The organism is Winogradskyella sp. (assembly GCF_016744625.1).
Lineage (GTDB): Bacteria > Bacteroidota > Bacteroidia > Flavobacteriales > Flavobacteriaceae > Winogradskyella.
This window is the reverse complement of record NZ_JADGDZ010000020.1, coordinates 31,689-47,215: the sequence shown is the minus strand read 5'-3', so window position 1 is coordinate 47,215 and position 15,527 is coordinate 31,689. Positions and strand designations below refer to the sequence as shown.

Here is a 15,527-nt window from a genome sequence, read left to right as displayed (position 1 = left end):
GGACGAATAAGTTCATCTTTCCACCTTACGAGTTTAGTATCGCTAACGCTATGATTACAAACTTTCATACACCAAAATCAACATTATTAATGATGACATCAGCATTTGCTGGTCACGATTTTATGAAGAAAGCTTATGAAGAAGCAGTAAAAGAAAAATATAAATTCTATTCTTATGGTGATGCCATGCTAATCATCTAATTTTAGAAATAGATATTAATTGAAAGCCTCTTAGTTGAGGCTTTTTTGCTTTTGTAACAAACCCATTTCATTTAAGTATTTTTGCATATAATGGAAATAAAAAAGAAAGATATACGTGCTTTAACTAAAGAGCAACTTCGAGAATTCTTTGTGAAGAATGGAGATAAAGCTTTTAGAGGAAATCAGGTTTACGAATGGTTATGGCAAAAGTCGGCACATAGTTTCGAAGATATGACTAATGTTTCTTTAGAAACACGTCAGATGCTTCAAGATAACTTTGTAATTAATCATATCAAAGTAGATCAGATGCAGCGTAGTTCTGACGGAACTATTAAAAATGCTGTACGTCTTCATGATGATTTAATTGTAGAATCGGTTTTAATTCCAACAGCATCACGTACAACCGCTTGTGTCTCTTCTCAAGTTGGTTGTAGTTTAGACTGTAAGTTTTGTGCCACTGCGAGATTAAAACGTATGCGTAATCTAAATCCAGATGAAATTTATGATCAAGTTGTTGTTATAGATAATGAAAGCAGATTATATCATAACAGACCTTTAAGTAACATTGTATTTATGGGAATGGGTGAACCGTTAATGAACTACAATAACGTACTTAAAGCAATAGATAAAATCACATCACCAGAAGGCTTAGGAATGTCGCCCAAACGCATTGTAGTTTCTACATCTGGAGTACCAAAAATGATTAAGAAAATGGCAGATGATGACGTGAAATTTAAATTGGCTGTTTCCTTGCATTCTGCAATAGATGAAGTGCGTACTTCTATTATGCCTTTTAATGCTACATTTCCTTTGCAAGATTTAAGAGAAGCTTTGCAATATTGGTATACCAAAACAAAAAATAGAATTACCTATGAATATGTAGTTTGGGATGGTATTAATGACCAAAGAAAAGATGTTGATGCCTTAGTTGAGTTTTGCAAATTTGCACCCAGTAAAGTTAATATTATAGAATACAATCCAATTGATGATGGTGAGTTTCAGCAAGCGAATACAAAGGCTATTGATATGTATGTTAAAGTACTAGAATCCAATAATATTACAGTTACTGTAAGACGAAGCAGAGGAAAAGATATTGATGCGGCATGTGGACAGCTGGCTAACAAAAGTTAAGACATAAAAAAAGCGGCAATTTGCCGCTTTTTTTGTTTAAAATATTAAAAACTAATCTTTAGTAACTCTAATCGTTTGAGTTGTGTCTCCTGCCGAAATTTTAACTAAATAAAGGCCATTTGATAACTCTGCTAAATCAATAGACGAATTTGTTATGTCATTTTTCTTAAAACTAGCAACATTTTGACCTAAAAGGTTAAATACCGTAATGTTATCAATTTCTTTTGATGATTTAATATTTAAGACATCAGAAGTTGGATTAGGATAAACACTAAATGTATTTAATTCATTGTCCTCAATTGATAATTCGGCAGCTGTAGTGAAACTCCATACAGGTCCTGGTGTTGTACCAAAGCAATTAACTGCATCTACACTCCAAAAATAAGTTGTATTCACCGCTAATCCAGTAATTGGGTCACCACTTACAAAATTATTAAATGGTTGAGTAGGTGGATTTGTAGTGCCCAAATTCAATGTGTAATCAGCATTAGGATCTGGTCCAGTCCAACTGAATATTGTAGAACTATCAGGCGAAGAGAGACTTACATCTATAGCCGAATCTGCTGGTAAAGGTGTGTTTGTAGCTCCTGGTGCAGCTACATCCGTACATGCAGAAGTAGTGAAACTCCAAATTGGTCCTGCTGTAACTCCAGCACAATTTACAGCTTCAATAAACCAATAGTATGTAGTATTAGGTAACCAACCAAAATTGATTCCACCACCACTATCAAAACCAGAAATTGTTCCTATGTCATCTCCAGTCATTGTTTCGCCAAGAGAAATGTTATAGGTGTCAGCTGCACCACCAAATTCTGCTTCATTCCATTCAAATGGGTTAATATTATTTGTAGTACCATAATTAATTTCTACATCTGTAGCTCCATTAAGAGGAGTTATCGCTGAAGGTACTGGGTCAGGGACATTAACTGTACATTGAAAAACAGAAACATTGTCAAAAGCCCAACCCCATGCAAAGTCACCAACCCATCTAAAACGTACTTGTGCTGTTGCAATATTTGCAAGTTGCGCAGACACATCTATAGATTCAAAACCAAATGCATTTGCGGCACCATATGAAGCAACCTGAGTCCAAGCAGCACCATCACTAGAAACTTCTACAAAACCTTGCCCTCCATAACCAGTCGTAAAACCATTGTTAAATGATAACGTTATTGCTGTAAGACCTACACAACTAAAAACTGGGCTCTCTAGTGCTGAATCTTCTGCAATAGCTCCACCATATCCATCACTATCAAAAATAGCATAATTTCCTTCCATTTCGCTATTTGCATAATAAATGGTATTAGGGTCATTAAAACCAACGGCTTCTCCACCTGTTTCAAAAGTCCATATTTCTCCACCACCAGCAATATCATTATTAGTCCAACCAGCAGGTACAGTTAAGCCTGCTTCAAAATCCTCAGTTAATACAACTTGTGCAAACATTAGACTTGAGGTAAAGACTAACGCGATTAGTAAAGTAATTTTTTTCATAAATTTTAAGTTTTTTGAATTAATTGCACTAAAGTTACAAATAAATAAGATTATGAAATGTTAATTCATCATAATTTTGATTTTAAGAATAAAAAGAGATAGAATTTGTAATTTTACAACGCATTAAGCTATAAATGAAAATAACCGAACAAATAAAACAACCCATTGCTTACGAGATGGAACTTTTTGAACAGAAGTTTCAACTCTCTATGGCAAGTAAGGTTGCATTACTTAACAGAATTACACACTACATTGTTAATCGCAAAGGGAAACAAATGCGGCCAATGTTTGTGTTTTTGGTGGCAAAGATGATGAATAATGGTGAGGTTAGTGAACGCACATACAGAGGTGCTTCAGTTATTGAGTTAATACATACAGCAACTTTGGTTCATGATGATGTTGTAGATGATAGTAATCGAAGACGTGGTTTCTTTTCTATTAATGCCCTTTGGAAAAATAAAATTGCAGTTCTTATTGGTGATTATTTGTTGTCTAAAGGTTTATTGTTATCTATAGATAATAATGATTTTGACTTACTTAAAATTATATCTGTTGCTGTTCGCGAAATGAGTGAAGGTGAATTACTTCAAATAGAAAAAGCCAGACAGTTAGATATAACAGAAGAAATTTACTACGATATCATAAGGCAAAAAACTGCAACCTTAATTGCGGCTTGTTGTAGTTTAGGAGCAGCTTCAGTGAAACCAAATTCACCAGAAGTTGAAGTCATGCGAAAGTTTGGAGAGCTCATCGGTATGGCATTTCAAATAAAAGATGATTTGTTTGACTATGGTAAAGAAGCAATTGGTAAGCCAACAGGTATAGATATCAAAGAACAAAAAATGACCTTGCCACTTATACATGTTTTAAATAACTGCTCGAAAAAAGAAAAAGCATGGCTCATTAATTCAGTAAAGAATCATAATAAAGATAAGAGGCGTGTCAATGACGTCATTGCATTTGTGAAATCTCATGGAGGCTTAGATTATGCGATTTCAAAAATGAAAGCATTTCAAAAAGAAGCCTTAGATTTATTAGAAACCTATCCCGAATCTCAATACAGAGCCTCTTTAAAGCTCATGGTAGATTATGTTATTGACAGAAAAAAATAAAAATTAAAATACTAATAATCAATTAGTTAAAAATTAATTTAAATTATTTTTACTTTCCAGACAACCCTTGGTAACAAAATTGCGTCTTTATTAATAGAAGTGCCATCGTAAATAATACAATGAAAGTTATTCAACTTCATAAAAATGAAACTAAACTTATTCAAAGAGCTGCGAAACACAATCGTGAGGCACAGCATGTTTTGTATGAATTGCATTCGCCTAAAATGTTGAGTGTATGTAGGTACTATATTAAAGACGTGCATCAGGCAGAGGAGGTAATGCTGAATGGTTTTTTTAAAGTATTTAGGTATCTGAAGACATTTAAGAATGAAGGTAGTTTTGAAGGTTGGGTAAGACGTATAATGGTAAGAGAAGCAATTTCATATTTAAGGCAAAAAAAGAAGATTGAATTTGCAACAGAAGATGAGTATATAGAGCACGATTATACAAATAATATAAAGACAAATATTGAAGTTGCCGAAATTCAGCAATTGATAGATAGTTTACCTGAAGGTTACAGAATTGTATTTGTAATGTATGCTATAGAAGGGTACAAACATCGCGAAATTGCTAAATTATTAAATATATCTGAAGGGACATCGAAATCTCAATTATTTAAGGCAAGACAGATGCTACAGAAAAAAATTAAAGAATTAAATAACAGCAGTTATGGCACCAATTAAATTTGAAGAACAGTTAAAAGACAAGCTCGAGAAGCGCACCTTGTCGCCATCAGCGGATGGTTGGTCTAAATTGTCTGAGCGTTTATATACAGATGAAAAGAAATCTAAAAACCCAATATTTTGGTGGTTGAGTATTGCTGCTGGGTTAATTATTATGATTGCTGTATCTATTCAATTTTTTAACAATGGTGATTCAGAAGAAGTAATACCTCAAGTTGTTGAAGATCAGGTAGAAAAAGAACAAATAGAGAATATAGAGAAAAATCTAAATAATACTGAGTCTATTGAATTGGTAATTGAAGGTGATATTCTTAAAGATGAAAAAGGCGGTTCACCAGTTGCAGATGAACCTCAAATTATTGACTATAAAAAAACAGCTCATAAAAAGTCAAAATCTAAAACACAACTTGCAGAGAGTAATAACTCTAGTATTAAAACGAATGTACTTAAGCAAGCGGAAGATTTGAAAAAAGAGTTACCAATGCTAACTAATAAATCTATGATGAAAGATGCAGTTGCAAGTGCTCTTAAGGATTTAAAATCAGAAAATGCATCAGTAACTGATAGAGAAATAGATTCACTATTAAAGCTGGCTAGTAAAGAATTAGTTAAAGATAAGTTACAGAATAAAGCGTCTAAAATCGTTGATGCAAATGCTTTACTAATGAGTGTGGAAGATGAAATGGGACAGTCTTTTAGGAGTAAAGTATTCGATGCACTTAAAGACAGTTACGAAACGGTAAAAACCGCTGTTGCAGAACGTAATAATTAAAACAAAAATCAAATTAAATAAACATCAATAAATCAAAAAACGAACAATTATGAATACAATTACAAGAATAGTAGTGTACTTAATTATCTCATTAACATTTGCTACAGTACAGGCGCAAACAAAAAAGTTAGACTCGCTTAGAAAGGTAGAGGTTGATTTTAAGATTAGTAATTTACAAGAAGATAAGGCTAAAATTGAACAACAAGAAAGAGACGTTCTAAAGTTAAAGATTTCTAAAATCAACAAAAAATTAGACGCTAAGAAGATTACTGCTGAAGAAGCAGAAGATCTTAAAAAAGAAGCTGCAAAAACAGCTGTATTTAACATTGAAAACCGAACTGCAATCATCAACAGTAAAATCGCGCTATTACAAAGAAATGGTTATGATTCTTGGCAATATAGACGAGATGAAGATGATAGAGCATCTATTTCAATAGGATCTAATGGGTTACATTTAAATTTTAGTACTAAAAAGAAAAAACCAAAATACGACATACGTACAAGCAATAAGATGTTATTTGCTTTAGGATTTAATAACACAATTGGAGATGGACAGAATTTAGATGATTCACCATATAAATTAGGAGGTTCAGGTTTTGTAGAATTAGGTTGGGTATGGCAAACACGACTTTTAAAAGAATCTAATTTTGCCAGATTAAACTACGGACTTTCGTTTCAATGGAATAAATTAAATATTAAGAAAAACCAATACTTTGTGCAAGATGGTGATGAAACTATGTTACAAGAGTTTCCATTAAATCTTAAGAAAGCCAAGTTTAGAGTAACTAATTTAGTAATACCTGTACATTTTGAATTTGGTCCATCTAAGAAACGCGATTTTAAAGACAGACTTAGATACTCAACTGATGAGCATTTCAAAATTGGTCTAGGTGGTTATGGAGGTGTAAGAATAGCTTCGCAGCAAAAACTAATTTATGAAGATGAAGATGGTAATCGCGTAAAGAATAAAGAGAGACGAAACTTTAATACGTCAAACTTTGTCTACGGATTAAGTGGTTATATAGGTGTAGGAGACTTGTCTATATATGCTAAATACGACTTAAGTCCATTATTTAAAGATCAGGCATTTGAGCAAAACAATATTTCATTAGGTCTTAGATGGGATTTAGATTAAATAAATTAATCAATTTTTGAGTGTTAAAAGCCCTGATCTGTTTTGGATTAGGGCTTTTTTGGTTTAACAACCTTAGTCTATCTTTAGATTAAGGCTTTATAAATTTAAATCAATTATTTCTTGGTCACTATTTATGTAACCATAGCTTCTCCAATAGATATCACCCATTCCATTATATTTCCAAACGACTTCACCAGAGTTAGTAACTTCCCAAAAGCCGAAGTCTCCTTCAGTTATTAGAGTGTTGCCATTGTCTAGCCTAACAGCTCCAGAGATTCTACCATGATACATCGTAGGATCTGTAAAACTCCAAATTATATTTGGTTCATTGTCTGTATTTGGAATTAGATTATAGTTTTGAGGCATTTCTAATTCATAAACTGTAGAAATATCAACGTCTATTCCATTTTCATAAACAAGGATATTTCCTGAACCTGGTTCATTATTTTGTAGAAAATTTGGAAAATGATTACTATTAAATAAGCGCTCACCAAAATTATTCATATATGTTTCTGGATTTCCAAATCTATATATTAAATCACCTCCTTTGTTGTAATTACCTCCTACACCAGTAGATGCTTGAGCGGATGAAGTGCTATGATCAATAACCCATATTTCACTATATTTATTTACGCTTAAAAATATAACATCATCGTCAGGATCATAATCTATTCCGTTGGCATGCATAATGTCACCATTTTGTGGCAAATTGTAATTTATATCTATTCTTTTAGGATTATTACTAATACTGCCAAAATTTGATGCTGTATTATCGTTATCTTGAATAGTATGCTCAATACTTCTCCATTGCCATGCTATTTGATTTGTTGCAGGATTGACTTCAATAATTTTTTCAGTAAAAATATCTACATCTGTATTCATTCCTATTGCTTGAGCTTCTATAGCGGTTATACGCTCCCATATAATAATAAGAACATTTCCATTGGGCAAAAGTTCTGTATCGTGGTGAGAAATCTGATTGTTGTCAGCGTTAGTGTATTCCCATTCAATATTTCCCTCATTATCAATTAATTGAACAATTCCACCATATCCTCCAAATAGAATATCAGGATTTTCGGCTTTAAATATTCCTAACAATCTACCATCACTAAGAAGCTCTAAATCATTACCAAGATTTTTATCAAAAGTCCATTCTTTAACTTTGTTTCCTGCTTTGTCTAACAAAAAAGATTCTGTACCTCCATTTTTAACAGCGAAGACATATCCATTTTCTATTAAATTGCCATTGTAGACCTCTACATTATCTGTCAGTGTAGGGGCAATCATAATTTTTTGAGAACCTTCATCATCATTATCACAACAATAAATTACTATAATAATAAGGGTGTAAATAATACATTTTATAGTTTTCATAGAAGTTTTTTCACAAATTTAATTAATATTTTCGTATCAATGAATTTATATATTAGAGTACTGTACTTAAAACGAATCTTTATCTTAAATTTACAGACTTGTCATTCCTGCGTAGGCAGGAATCCACAAAACATTGAAAATATTAATTAGATTCCAGTCTTCGCAGGAAAAGTATGATCTCACAAAACTCCATAGCACAAGTATTTGAAACCGCTCGCGTAGAAGAAGTGATTGGTGATTTTGTACAGCTTAAAAAATCGGGTAGTAGTTTTAAAGGCTTAAGTCCTTTTAGTGAAGAGCGTACACCAAGTTTTATGGTATCTCCTGTAAAACAAATTTGGAAAGATTTCTCAACAGGTAAAGGAGGTAATGCCGTAAGTTTTTTAATGGAACACGAGCATTTTACGTATCCTGAAGCGATTAAATATTTAGCAAAAAAGTACAATATTGAAATTGAAGAAACAGAACGTACTGATGAAGAAAAAGCACAAGCAGATACCAGAGAAAGTTTGTATCTGGTTAGTGAATATGCTAATACCTATTTTCAAAAAACGCTTCATAGCACAGACCATGGGAAAGCCATTGGTTTAAGTTATTTTAAAGAACGAGGATTTACAGAAGAGACGATTAAAAAATTTCAACTGGGTTATTCTTTAGATGAGTGGCAAGCTTTTACTGATGATGCTTTAGGCAAAGGTTACAGTATAGATTTTTTATCAGCTACAGGTCTTACTATTGTAAAAGGCGAGAAACGATTCGATAGATTTAAAGGCAGAGTCATGTTTCCAATTCATAGTATGAGTGGTCGTATTCTTGGCTATGGTGGACGTATTCTAACTAACGATAAAAAAGCGGCAAAATATCTCAATTCTCCAGAAAGCGAAATATACCATAAGAGTAAAGTTCTTTATGGCTTGTATTATGCAAAGCAAGGCATAGCGAAAGAAGACAACTGTTATTTGGTAGAAGGTTATACAGATGTGATTCAGTTTTACCAAACCGGAATTAAAAACGTAGTATCTTCTTCTGGTACAGCATTAACACCAGACCAAATTAGATTAATTAATAGACTTACCAATAATATTACAGTACTTTTTGATGGTGATGCTGCAGGTATTAGAGCCTCAATTAGAGGTATAGACCTAATACTAGAACAAGGTATGAATGTAAAGGTTTGTACTTTTCCAGATGGTGAAGATCCAGATAGTTTCGCAAAATCAAATACCTTAGAAGAGCTTACCGAATATCTCAATGAAAATGCTAAGGACTTTATTCAGTTTAAAGCATATTTGTTAGTAAAGGAAGCAAATAATGATCCTATTAAGAAAGCTGAAACGATTCGGGAAATTGTAAACAGTATTGCTAAAATTCCTGATCAGATAAAGCGCGAAATTTATATCCAAGAGTGTGCACGCATAATGGATATTAGTGAGAATGTATTGTTTAGTACATTAGCACAAATTAGTAAAAAAGATTTTCAAGAAGCGAATAGAAAACATAAGCAAGAGCAAAAGGCGTTTGAAGTTGTTAAGAATGTTGAGCAGCCTAAGCAAAAGATAAATGTTCAGTATGAATTAGAACGAAAAATTATCGAAATTTTAATGCTTTATGGTGATAGAACAGAACAGTTTGAAGATTTAATATTAAAGGAAGATGAGGTTTCTGGTGATTTAATTTTAGAACCGACAAAACACGAAGCTCGTGTGTTTGAGAAAATTTATTTAGATCTTCAAGAAGATGAAATGCAGTTCTCTAATGAGCAGTTTAAAACACTTTATTACTCTATTATAGATAAGTTGAATCAAGACGAAAATTTTTCAACCAAAAACTTTGTCAATCAATTAGATCAAGAATCAGCAGGTACTGTGACCAGTATTTTAATGGAAGATGAAAAGTATAATCTTCACGATTGGGAACGAAATCAAATTATTCCTAAAGAAAAAGAACATGCTGTATCACAATTGGTAAGTCAAACTATTTTAAGTTTACGCTGCTATTTAATAGATCAAAAAGTAGCAGAATATAAAAATGAAACCTTAAAAGAGGGCTCGGATACACGCTCAATCATAGAAGATGTAAAAGACTATGTTGGTCTTAAAATGTTATTGTCTCGTAAGTTAGGTAAAGTAATAGGTTAAGTTAAGTTATGATGCTTCGCTTGATGAATTAAATCCACAATATTAGTCACATTTAACTTTTTAAAAAGTCTAGCTTTATAAGTACTAACAGTTTTCTCATTAATATCTAATTCTTGTGCTATCTCCTTGTTTTTTCTACCAATAGAAAGTAGTTTTAATACTTCAACTTCTCTTGTAGAAAGCTTTTTGAATAAACGGCTTCTGCTTTTACGTGTGTCTTCATAGCGTAAGTGTTTATCCATTTTTTCGCTAAGAGATACTTCTCCAGAATGAATTTTACGCACTGCAGCTTCAATCGTTTCAATACTAGCTGTTTTGTTTAGGTAACCAGAAGCTCCTGCCTTAAGTGTGCTAATTGCATAAATCTCTTCGGGTTGATGACTAAACATTAAGACATTAACGTTTTTATTTTCTTTCTTAATGGCTCTAAGTGCAGTAATTCCATTAAGTTCAGGGAGATCAACTTCAGATATAATAACATCAACATCATGGCGTCTTACAAATTCAAATATTTCAATACCGCTGCTTAAGCTTCCGACGACTTTAAGATCTGGTTTGCTATTTAAGAACAGTTCTAGACCAGTTCTTACAATAGGGTGACTGTCAACAATCAGAATTTGTATCATGACAAATTGATTTTGGTTTTTGTTAGGGTTATTTTATTACTATAGCAAAAAGCTATGTCAAGTTTAAAAGTGGATATTCGTTAAACAAAAATAATCAAAAATTAAGCGTTCTTGCTAATTTATTCGATAAAATGCAACAATTATTTTAAATTTTTAGGAATTTCGCAAATTGGTATAGGGATCATCTTGTGTTTGTTTGACCTGTTGTAACGCATAAAAATCTCAAAAACCTCACGTTTTCTACCTTCAAAATCTTCCGCTTTTTTGCCTTTATCTAACATTTGCATTGCCCATTCTAATTCAGGATAAGAAGCTCCAATCTGATCTTCATCACTTCTGGCATCTCCAAACAAACCATCACTAGGAGCTGCATTCATAATAGATTCTGGTACATCTAAATACTTACCAATCTTATAAACTTCAGATTTTAATAAATCTGCTATCGGACTTAAATCTACTCCACCATCTCCATACTTAGTATAAAAACCAACACCAAAGTCTTCAACTTTGTTTCCGGTTCCTGTAACTAATAAACCAAGTAAACCTGCGTGATAGTATAAAGTAGTCATACGTAAACGTGCTCTAGTGTTGGCTAAAGCCATATCAACAGTGGCTTGTTTGCCTTCTAGATTGACTTCTGTTTTAAATTCTTCAAAAACAGGAGTTAAATCAGTACGTGTATCACTTACTTTTGGGAAACGTTTTTTTAACTGTGTAATATGTTCTTGTGCTCTTGTTACATGGCTTGCTGCTTGGTGAATTGGCATTTCTATACATAAAAGATCTAAACCGGTTTTTGCACAAAGTGTTGAGGTTACCGCAGAATCAATTCCGCCAGAAATACCAATAACAAAACCATTAACTCTGGCATTTGTAGCATAATCTTTTAACCAATCTACAATATGATTTACGACCTTTTCTGTTTGCATAATATTTAAAATTTAATGTAAAGAAGTGTACATTTGCACAACAAAAATAACGCAATCGTGTTAGGATTAAAAATGTTTTATGTTAAGCTGATGAGAATTTACATAATTTTAATATTGGGATTGTTTTTTGTGTCGTGTGATGATGATTCTAAACAAGAAAAGGAGATTGCCAAAATTGACACTAACTTTATAGTTGAACGTTTTGATAAGGCTTTTTTAGAAGCCGAACCAAAAGATCTTCTAAAGTTAAAACAAGCGTATCCATTTCTGTTTTCAAAGCATGTGCCAGATTCAGTTTGGATTGGCAGAATTACAGATACACTTCAAAATGAATTGTTATCTGAAGTAAAGAAAACCTTTTCGGAATTTAAAGAGGTAAAGGAAGAATTAACAGGTTTATTTCAACATTTAAAATACTACGACAAAACATTTAGCATACCAAGAGTTATTACACTTACTAACGATGTTGCTTACAGAGATAAGACTATTGTTAATGATTCATTGGTGCTCATTGCATTAGATAATTATTTGGGCGCAGAACATCGCTTTTACCAAAACATACCAATGTATATCACAGCTAATATGAAGAAGAATCAGATAGTTTCTGATGTGGCAGATGGTTATGCTAAAAAATACGTGTATCAAACAAAAAGGAAATCTTTTATTGAAGAGATGATTTATTTCGGAAAGTTGCTTTACTTTAAAGATATAATGATTCCGTTTAAAACTGATGCAGAAAAAATAGGATATACAGAAGTACAGATTAATTGGGCCGAGGCCAATGAAAGTCCTATTTGGAGTCATTTTATAGAGAAAGAATTATTATACAGTTCAGATAATAAATTGTCTAGCCGCTTTATTGCTGATGCACCTTTTTCTAAGTTTTATCTGGAATTTGATAACGAGTCACCAGGACGATTAGGTCAGTATATAGGTTGGCAAATTGTAAAAGCTTATGCGGAAAGAACAGGAGAGGATGTTATGAAAATAATAGAGACTGAGCCTGAAGAAATTTTTAGAAAATCAAAATTTAAACCCAAAAAGTAATGTCTAAGATTATAAAGTCTAAAATAGTGCTAAATGTAGAACTCGATGAAAACCGTGTGCCAGAAAAACTCAATTGGTCTGCACAAGATGGTGGAGTTAATAATGAAGAGGCAAAAGCCATAATGTTATCTGTTTGGGACAGTAAAGCACAAGAAACATTAAAGATAGATTTATGGACTAAAGACATGCCTGTAGATGAAATGAAACTCTTTTTTCATCAGACTTTGGTAACCATGAGCGATTCGTTTTTACGCGCTACACAAGATGAAAAAATGACAGCAACAATGAAAGATTTCTGTGATTATTTTGCCGAAAAATTAGAATTAAAAAAACAATAGACTATAAGTTAATCTCTTCATAGTTTAGACTGAAAAAAAGGAACTGTATTAAAGCACTCCGCGTTCTTTGCTTTTGCGTAATCTGGGTTTTGGCGTTTGTATCTCATAAATTTTGAAGTATCATAAACTTCCCAAATAGTGAGTTCGTTATATTTTCCTGATTTGGTTTTAAGATCAATTTCGTTTTGTTTAATCATTTTAGCAACCGATTCTCGGTCTCCAATTTTCATGATTTTTCTAGAGCTATGGCCTTTGTAAATTTTATTTACAATCCAATAAAATCGAACATGCTTAATAGGTCTTTTTACTGCTTTCCCCATGGAACTTATAACACTTATAGCTTTACCCTGTGCTTCATTTTGTGATACCGTTACAGCTTTATTGTTTGTCTGTTCAGTTTCATTAGAAGTACTTATTTTTGGCAATTCTTTGAGCGTTTTATGTCGTAATAGTGTAATGATAATGAGCTTGTCATCAACTTTAACTGATGTTACAAATCGACCAAGAGGAATATTGTGTAACGGAATTTTTGCTTTATGATGATTTACTATAAACTTTTTTTCAAAGTTGTCATTGAAGATTTCAACTTTATCTATAGGACGTTTACCTTCAAGGATTAGGCTATCTCCAGTTTTATTTAAACTATGTTTTAATTCTTTTGCTCTAACATTAATATTTTGAATTAATGTAGATTTTTGACCATAACCTAATGTTGTCAAAAGCAATAATACTATTGTGCACGCAGTTTTCATTATAAGTAGGTTTTTGTTTTGGGAAACAATACAAACACAAAAATTTTGTGCTTACAGAAGTAAATGTATTGAGAACGGCTATTTTAAGGCTATAACTAAGATGTTTAGCGTTTTTTTTAGGATGATATGTTGACGTTTTCGGCGTATGGTAGGAAAAAGGATGTGAAATGAAATTCAAAGAAAGTTTTAAACGTTACTTTTTCATCAATGAATTACTGTAGTTTGTTTTCGTTAAAACCAGTAAGTCATTCAATAACTTGATGCAATTCTTCTTTCGTTCTGCCTTCTTTTCGACTTTTTTTCGAGTGTCGTTTTTATTGTCTGTATTTTATTTTTCAGATTATCTAAGAACTAGTATATTGATTTTTAAATAGCATCATCATTTTATGATCATAGTAGATGCCACCTACTTTTATAAAATTCTTTTGAATTCCATATTCGATAAACCCTATTTTTTTATAAAGTTTTTCTGCATGTTTATTGGTTGAGATAACATCAATTTCAATTTGTTCAATACCCTTCTTCTTAAAGGCTTCATCTATGGTTACTTTAATTAGGCTTAAACCAATCTGTCGCCCTTGATAATCTGGATTGACATACACTTGAATTATTCTTCCTTTGTGATTTATTTTTGTTCTGTCATAACGATTAAAACCAGAAATTCCAATCAAAGTATCGTTCATAAATGCTCCAATAACAAAATTGTTTACATCAGATTTTTCTATATAAGTTTGAAAAAACAGCTTCTCTTTTGCTTTCTCATCATGGTAATTAGAGGTAAAATACATTGGGTATTTCTTTAGACATTTCAATCTCAATTCTCTATAAAAAATTGATTCTTTGGGTTTCAGTTTTCGAATTTCAATGTCCATTCTAACCAATAGCTTAACTTTTTAAAATTATTGTTTTTTCCGCAAAAGCCTTAAACTGTCGTAACCATTTTTCTGCAGGTTTTTTGTACATACTCGGAAACAGTATTGCTATAAGTCTTGGCATTATCCAATTTATACGAGTGTACTCATACTCGTATTCGTATCTGGTTTCATTATCACTAAGCGCTGTGAAATTGCATTTCATGGTGTTGTCCATATGAATATGATAGAAACTAGCTTCAAATGTATGTGGTAAATCATTTTTAGTAATGGTTTCGGTTAATTCCATTTCGTTTTTACCATGTTTATAATACATTTTAGAAACAGCACCAGTTTGTCCTTTGTTTCCACTAACATGGACTTTTCTTACAAACCCATCTTGGTATTCCTTTAGGTTATTTGGGTCTGCAAAAAGTGCAGTGACTTTATCTAGTGATTGGTTAATGTCTATAAATCCTTTATGTATCATTTGGTGAGGGTTTTATTAAAGTCAACGGCTCTATCAATCCAGTATTCAAGATCAATATCCATGTCAAAACCAGACGGTGTTACAAAAATGTAGCCTTTCATTGGTCTTCCTGTAAAATCCATGGGTAAGCATCCTTCTTTTTCTATCTCTTGTTTGTATGCTTCAATACCAATTTTTGCCATTAAGAGACTATCTCCAAATTTTTTATCTATATGTATACCACAACACATTTTATCGTTAACCATAAATACTAAACCTCCCATCATTTTCTTATCGTAAAAAGGAACGTTTTTAGATTGCATAATTTGGCGGATTCTATCTCCGAGATGTTCGTCGTAAGCCATGTTTAAAGATATTAATTTTATTTGAAATCAATTTATATGCATCCAATAAAATAATTACAATTTAAGTTACAGTTGCCTAATTCTATAGTTTGTGTATCATGCTAAAATCTA

17 protein-coding genes are annotated in these 15,527 nt (G+C 32.2%); 9 read left to right on the top strand and 8 right to left on the bottom strand.

What is annotated here, in order from left to right; translation table 11 throughout:
• Together QZZ53_RS06675 and rlmN are read left to right on the top strand one after the other, a co-directional pair.
• A partial coding sequence (locus tag QZZ53_RS06675) for an S-adenosylmethionine:tRNA ribosyltransferase-isomerase (RefSeq protein ID WP_296382831.1) occupies nucleotides 1–200 on the top strand: 200 nt, incomplete at its 5' end.
• A 90-nt stretch (nucleotides 201–290) separates the two neighbouring features.
• Nucleotides 291–1,331, top strand: coding sequence for a 23S rRNA (adenine(2503)-C(2))-methyltransferase RlmN (rlmN, locus tag QZZ53_RS06670; RefSeq protein WP_296382829.1), 1,041 nt, complete (start codon nucleotides 291–293; stop codon nucleotides 1,329–1,331).
• 51 nt (nucleotides 1,332–1,382) lie between these two features.
• Here rlmN and QZZ53_RS06665 read toward each other — a convergent pair whose 3' ends face one another.
• Complete coding sequence (locus tag QZZ53_RS06665) at nucleotides 1,383–2,825, bottom strand: T9SS type A sorting domain-containing protein (RefSeq protein WP_296382826.1); 1,443 nt, start codon at nucleotides 2,823–2,825, stop codon at nucleotides 1,383–1,385.
• Between the two features lie 134 nt (nucleotides 2,826–2,959).
• Here QZZ53_RS06665 and QZZ53_RS06660 point away from each other — a divergent pair, with 134 nt between their 5' ends.
• The 4 genes from QZZ53_RS06660 (at nucleotide 2,960) to QZZ53_RS06645 (ending at nucleotide 6,527) form a co-directional block, all read left to right on the top strand.
• On the top strand, nucleotides 2,960–3,937 hold the full coding sequence (locus QZZ53_RS06660; protein ID WP_296382825.1) for a polyprenyl synthetase family protein: 978 nt from the start codon (nucleotides 2,960–2,962) through the stop codon (nucleotides 3,935–3,937).
• A gap of 119 nt (nucleotides 3,938–4,056) precedes the next feature.
• Nucleotides 4,057–4,620, top strand: coding sequence for an RNA polymerase sigma factor (locus QZZ53_RS06655; protein WP_296382822.1), 564 nt, complete (start codon nucleotides 4,057–4,059; stop codon nucleotides 4,618–4,620).
• A complete protein-coding gene (locus QZZ53_RS06650) occupies nucleotides 4,607–5,392 on the top strand; it encodes a hypothetical protein (protein ID WP_296382820.1) in 786 nt (261 codons plus the stop codon). The genes QZZ53_RS06655 and QZZ53_RS06650 overlap by 14 nt, the downstream gene beginning before the upstream one ends.
• Before the next feature lie 49 nt (nucleotides 5,393–5,441).
• A complete protein-coding gene (locus QZZ53_RS06645) occupies nucleotides 5,442–6,527 on the top strand; it encodes a hypothetical protein (protein ID WP_296382818.1) in 1,086 nt (361 codons plus the stop codon).
• 96 nt (nucleotides 6,528–6,623) lie between these two features.
• Here the strand turns inward: QZZ53_RS06645 and QZZ53_RS06640 are convergent, their stop codons facing one another.
• Nucleotides 6,624–7,901: an aryl-sulfate sulfotransferase gene (locus QZZ53_RS06640; RefSeq protein ID WP_296382816.1), complete on the bottom strand. Its 1,278-nt coding sequence runs from the start codon at nucleotides 7,899–7,901 to the stop codon at nucleotides 6,624–6,626.
• A gap of 173 nt (nucleotides 7,902–8,074) precedes the next feature.
• On the opposite strand from QZZ53_RS06640, the gene dnaG reads away from it, so the two are divergent.
• Complete coding sequence (gene dnaG / locus QZZ53_RS06635; protein ID WP_296382813.1) at nucleotides 8,075–10,039, top strand: DNA primase; 1,965 nt, start codon at nucleotides 8,075–8,077, stop codon at nucleotides 10,037–10,039.
• Here dnaG and QZZ53_RS06630 read toward each other — a convergent pair.
• On the bottom strand, nucleotides 10,036–10,665 hold the full coding sequence (locus tag QZZ53_RS06630) for a response regulator transcription factor (RefSeq protein WP_296382812.1): 630 nt from the start codon (nucleotides 10,663–10,665) through the stop codon (nucleotides 10,036–10,038). The genes dnaG and QZZ53_RS06630 overlap by 4 nt on opposite strands.
• 140 nt (nucleotides 10,666–10,805) lie before the next feature.
• Nucleotides 10,806–11,594, bottom strand: coding sequence for an NAD(+) synthase (gene nadE, locus QZZ53_RS06625; RefSeq protein WP_296382810.1), 789 nt, complete (start codon nucleotides 11,592–11,594; stop codon nucleotides 10,806–10,808).
• 90 nt (nucleotides 11,595–11,684) lie between these two features.
• On the opposite strand from nadE, the gene gldB reads away from it, so the two are divergent.
• Nucleotides 11,685–12,641: a gliding motility lipoprotein GldB gene (gene gldB / locus QZZ53_RS06620; RefSeq protein WP_296382809.1), complete on the top strand. Its 957-nt coding sequence runs from the start codon at nucleotides 11,685–11,687 to the stop codon at nucleotides 12,639–12,641.
• Nucleotides 12,641–12,979, top strand: coding sequence for a gliding motility protein GldC (gene gldC, locus QZZ53_RS06615; RefSeq protein ID WP_296382806.1), 339 nt, complete (start codon nucleotides 12,641–12,643; stop codon nucleotides 12,977–12,979). The genes gldB and gldC overlap by 1 nt, the downstream gene beginning before the upstream one ends.
• Nucleotides 12,980–12,996: 17 nt before the next feature.
• Here the strand turns inward: gldC and QZZ53_RS06610 are convergent, their stop codons facing one another.
• From QZZ53_RS06610 to QZZ53_RS06595, 4 genes are all read right to left on the bottom strand, one after another.
• Nucleotides 12,997–13,731: a hypothetical protein gene (locus QZZ53_RS06610; protein WP_296382804.1), complete on the bottom strand. Its 735-nt coding sequence runs from the start codon at nucleotides 13,729–13,731 to the stop codon at nucleotides 12,997–12,999.
• Between the two features lie 344 nt (nucleotides 13,732–14,075).
• On the bottom strand, nucleotides 14,076–14,603 hold the full coding sequence (locus QZZ53_RS06605; protein ID WP_296382801.1) for a GNAT family protein: 528 nt from the start codon (nucleotides 14,601–14,603) through the stop codon (nucleotides 14,076–14,078).
• Nucleotides 14,604–14,616: 13 nt separating this feature from the next.
• Nucleotides 14,617–15,072 carry an SRPBCC family protein gene (locus QZZ53_RS06600; RefSeq protein ID WP_296382800.1) on the bottom strand — a complete coding sequence of 152 codons (456 nt, stop codon included), beginning with the start codon at nucleotides 15,070–15,072 and terminating at the stop codon, nucleotides 14,617–14,619.
• Complete coding sequence (locus tag QZZ53_RS06595) at nucleotides 15,069–15,416, bottom strand: TfoX/Sxy family protein (protein ID WP_296382798.1); 348 nt, start codon at nucleotides 15,414–15,416, stop codon at nucleotides 15,069–15,071. The genes QZZ53_RS06600 and QZZ53_RS06595 overlap by 4 nt, the downstream gene beginning before the upstream one ends.
• Nucleotides 15,417–15,527: the final 111 nt, after the last annotated feature.

Excerpts from the sequence above, each read along its gene's own strand:
- rlmN (WP_296382829.1), top strand. The coding sequence starts at position 291 with ATGGAAATAAAAAAGAAAGATATACGTGCTTTAACTAAAGAGCAACTT.
- QZZ53_RS06665 (WP_296382826.1), bottom strand. The coding sequence starts at position 2,825 with ATGAAAAAAATTACTTTACTAATCGCGTTAGTCTTTACCTCAAGTCTA.
- QZZ53_RS06660 (WP_296382825.1), top strand. The coding sequence starts at position 2,960 with ATGAAAATAACCGAACAAATAAAACAACCCATTGCTTACGAGATGGAA.
- QZZ53_RS06655 (WP_296382822.1), top strand. The coding sequence starts at position 4,057 with ATGAAAGTTATTCAACTTCATAAAAATGAAACTAAACTTATTCAAAGA.
- QZZ53_RS06650 (WP_296382820.1), top strand. The coding sequence starts at position 4,607 with ATGGCACCAATTAAATTTGAAGAACAGTTAAAAGACAAGCTCGAGAAG.
- QZZ53_RS06645 (WP_296382818.1), top strand. The coding sequence starts at position 5,442 with ATGAATACAATTACAAGAATAGTAGTGTACTTAATTATCTCATTAACA.
- QZZ53_RS06640 (WP_296382816.1), bottom strand. The coding sequence starts at position 7,901 with ATGAAAACTATAAAATGTATTATTTACACCCTTATTATTATAGTAATT.
- dnaG (WP_296382813.1), top strand. The coding sequence starts at position 8,075 with ATGATCTCACAAAACTCCATAGCACAAGTATTTGAAACCGCTCGCGTA.
- QZZ53_RS06630 (WP_296382812.1), bottom strand. The coding sequence starts at position 10,665 with ATGATACAAATTCTGATTGTTGACAGTCACCCTATTGTAAGAACTGGT.
- nadE (WP_296382810.1), bottom strand. The coding sequence starts at position 11,594 with ATGCAAACAGAAAAGGTCGTAAATCATATTGTAGATTGGTTAAAAGAT.
- gldB (WP_296382809.1), top strand. The coding sequence starts at position 11,685 with ATGAGAATTTACATAATTTTAATATTGGGATTGTTTTTTGTGTCGTGT.
- gldC (WP_296382806.1), top strand. The coding sequence starts at position 12,641 with ATGTCTAAGATTATAAAGTCTAAAATAGTGCTAAATGTAGAACTCGAT.
- QZZ53_RS06610 (WP_296382804.1), bottom strand. The coding sequence starts at position 13,731 with ATGAAAACTGCGTGCACAATAGTATTATTGCTTTTGACAACATTAGGT.
- QZZ53_RS06605 (WP_296382801.1), bottom strand. The coding sequence starts at position 14,603 with ATGGACATTGAAATTCGAAAACTGAAACCCAAAGAATCAATTTTTTAT.
- QZZ53_RS06600 (WP_296382800.1), bottom strand. The coding sequence starts at position 15,072 with ATGATACATAAAGGATTTATAGACATTAACCAATCACTAGATAAAGTC.
- QZZ53_RS06595 (WP_296382798.1), bottom strand. The coding sequence starts at position 15,416 with ATGGCTTACGACGAACATCTCGGAGATAGAATCCGCCAAATTATGCAA.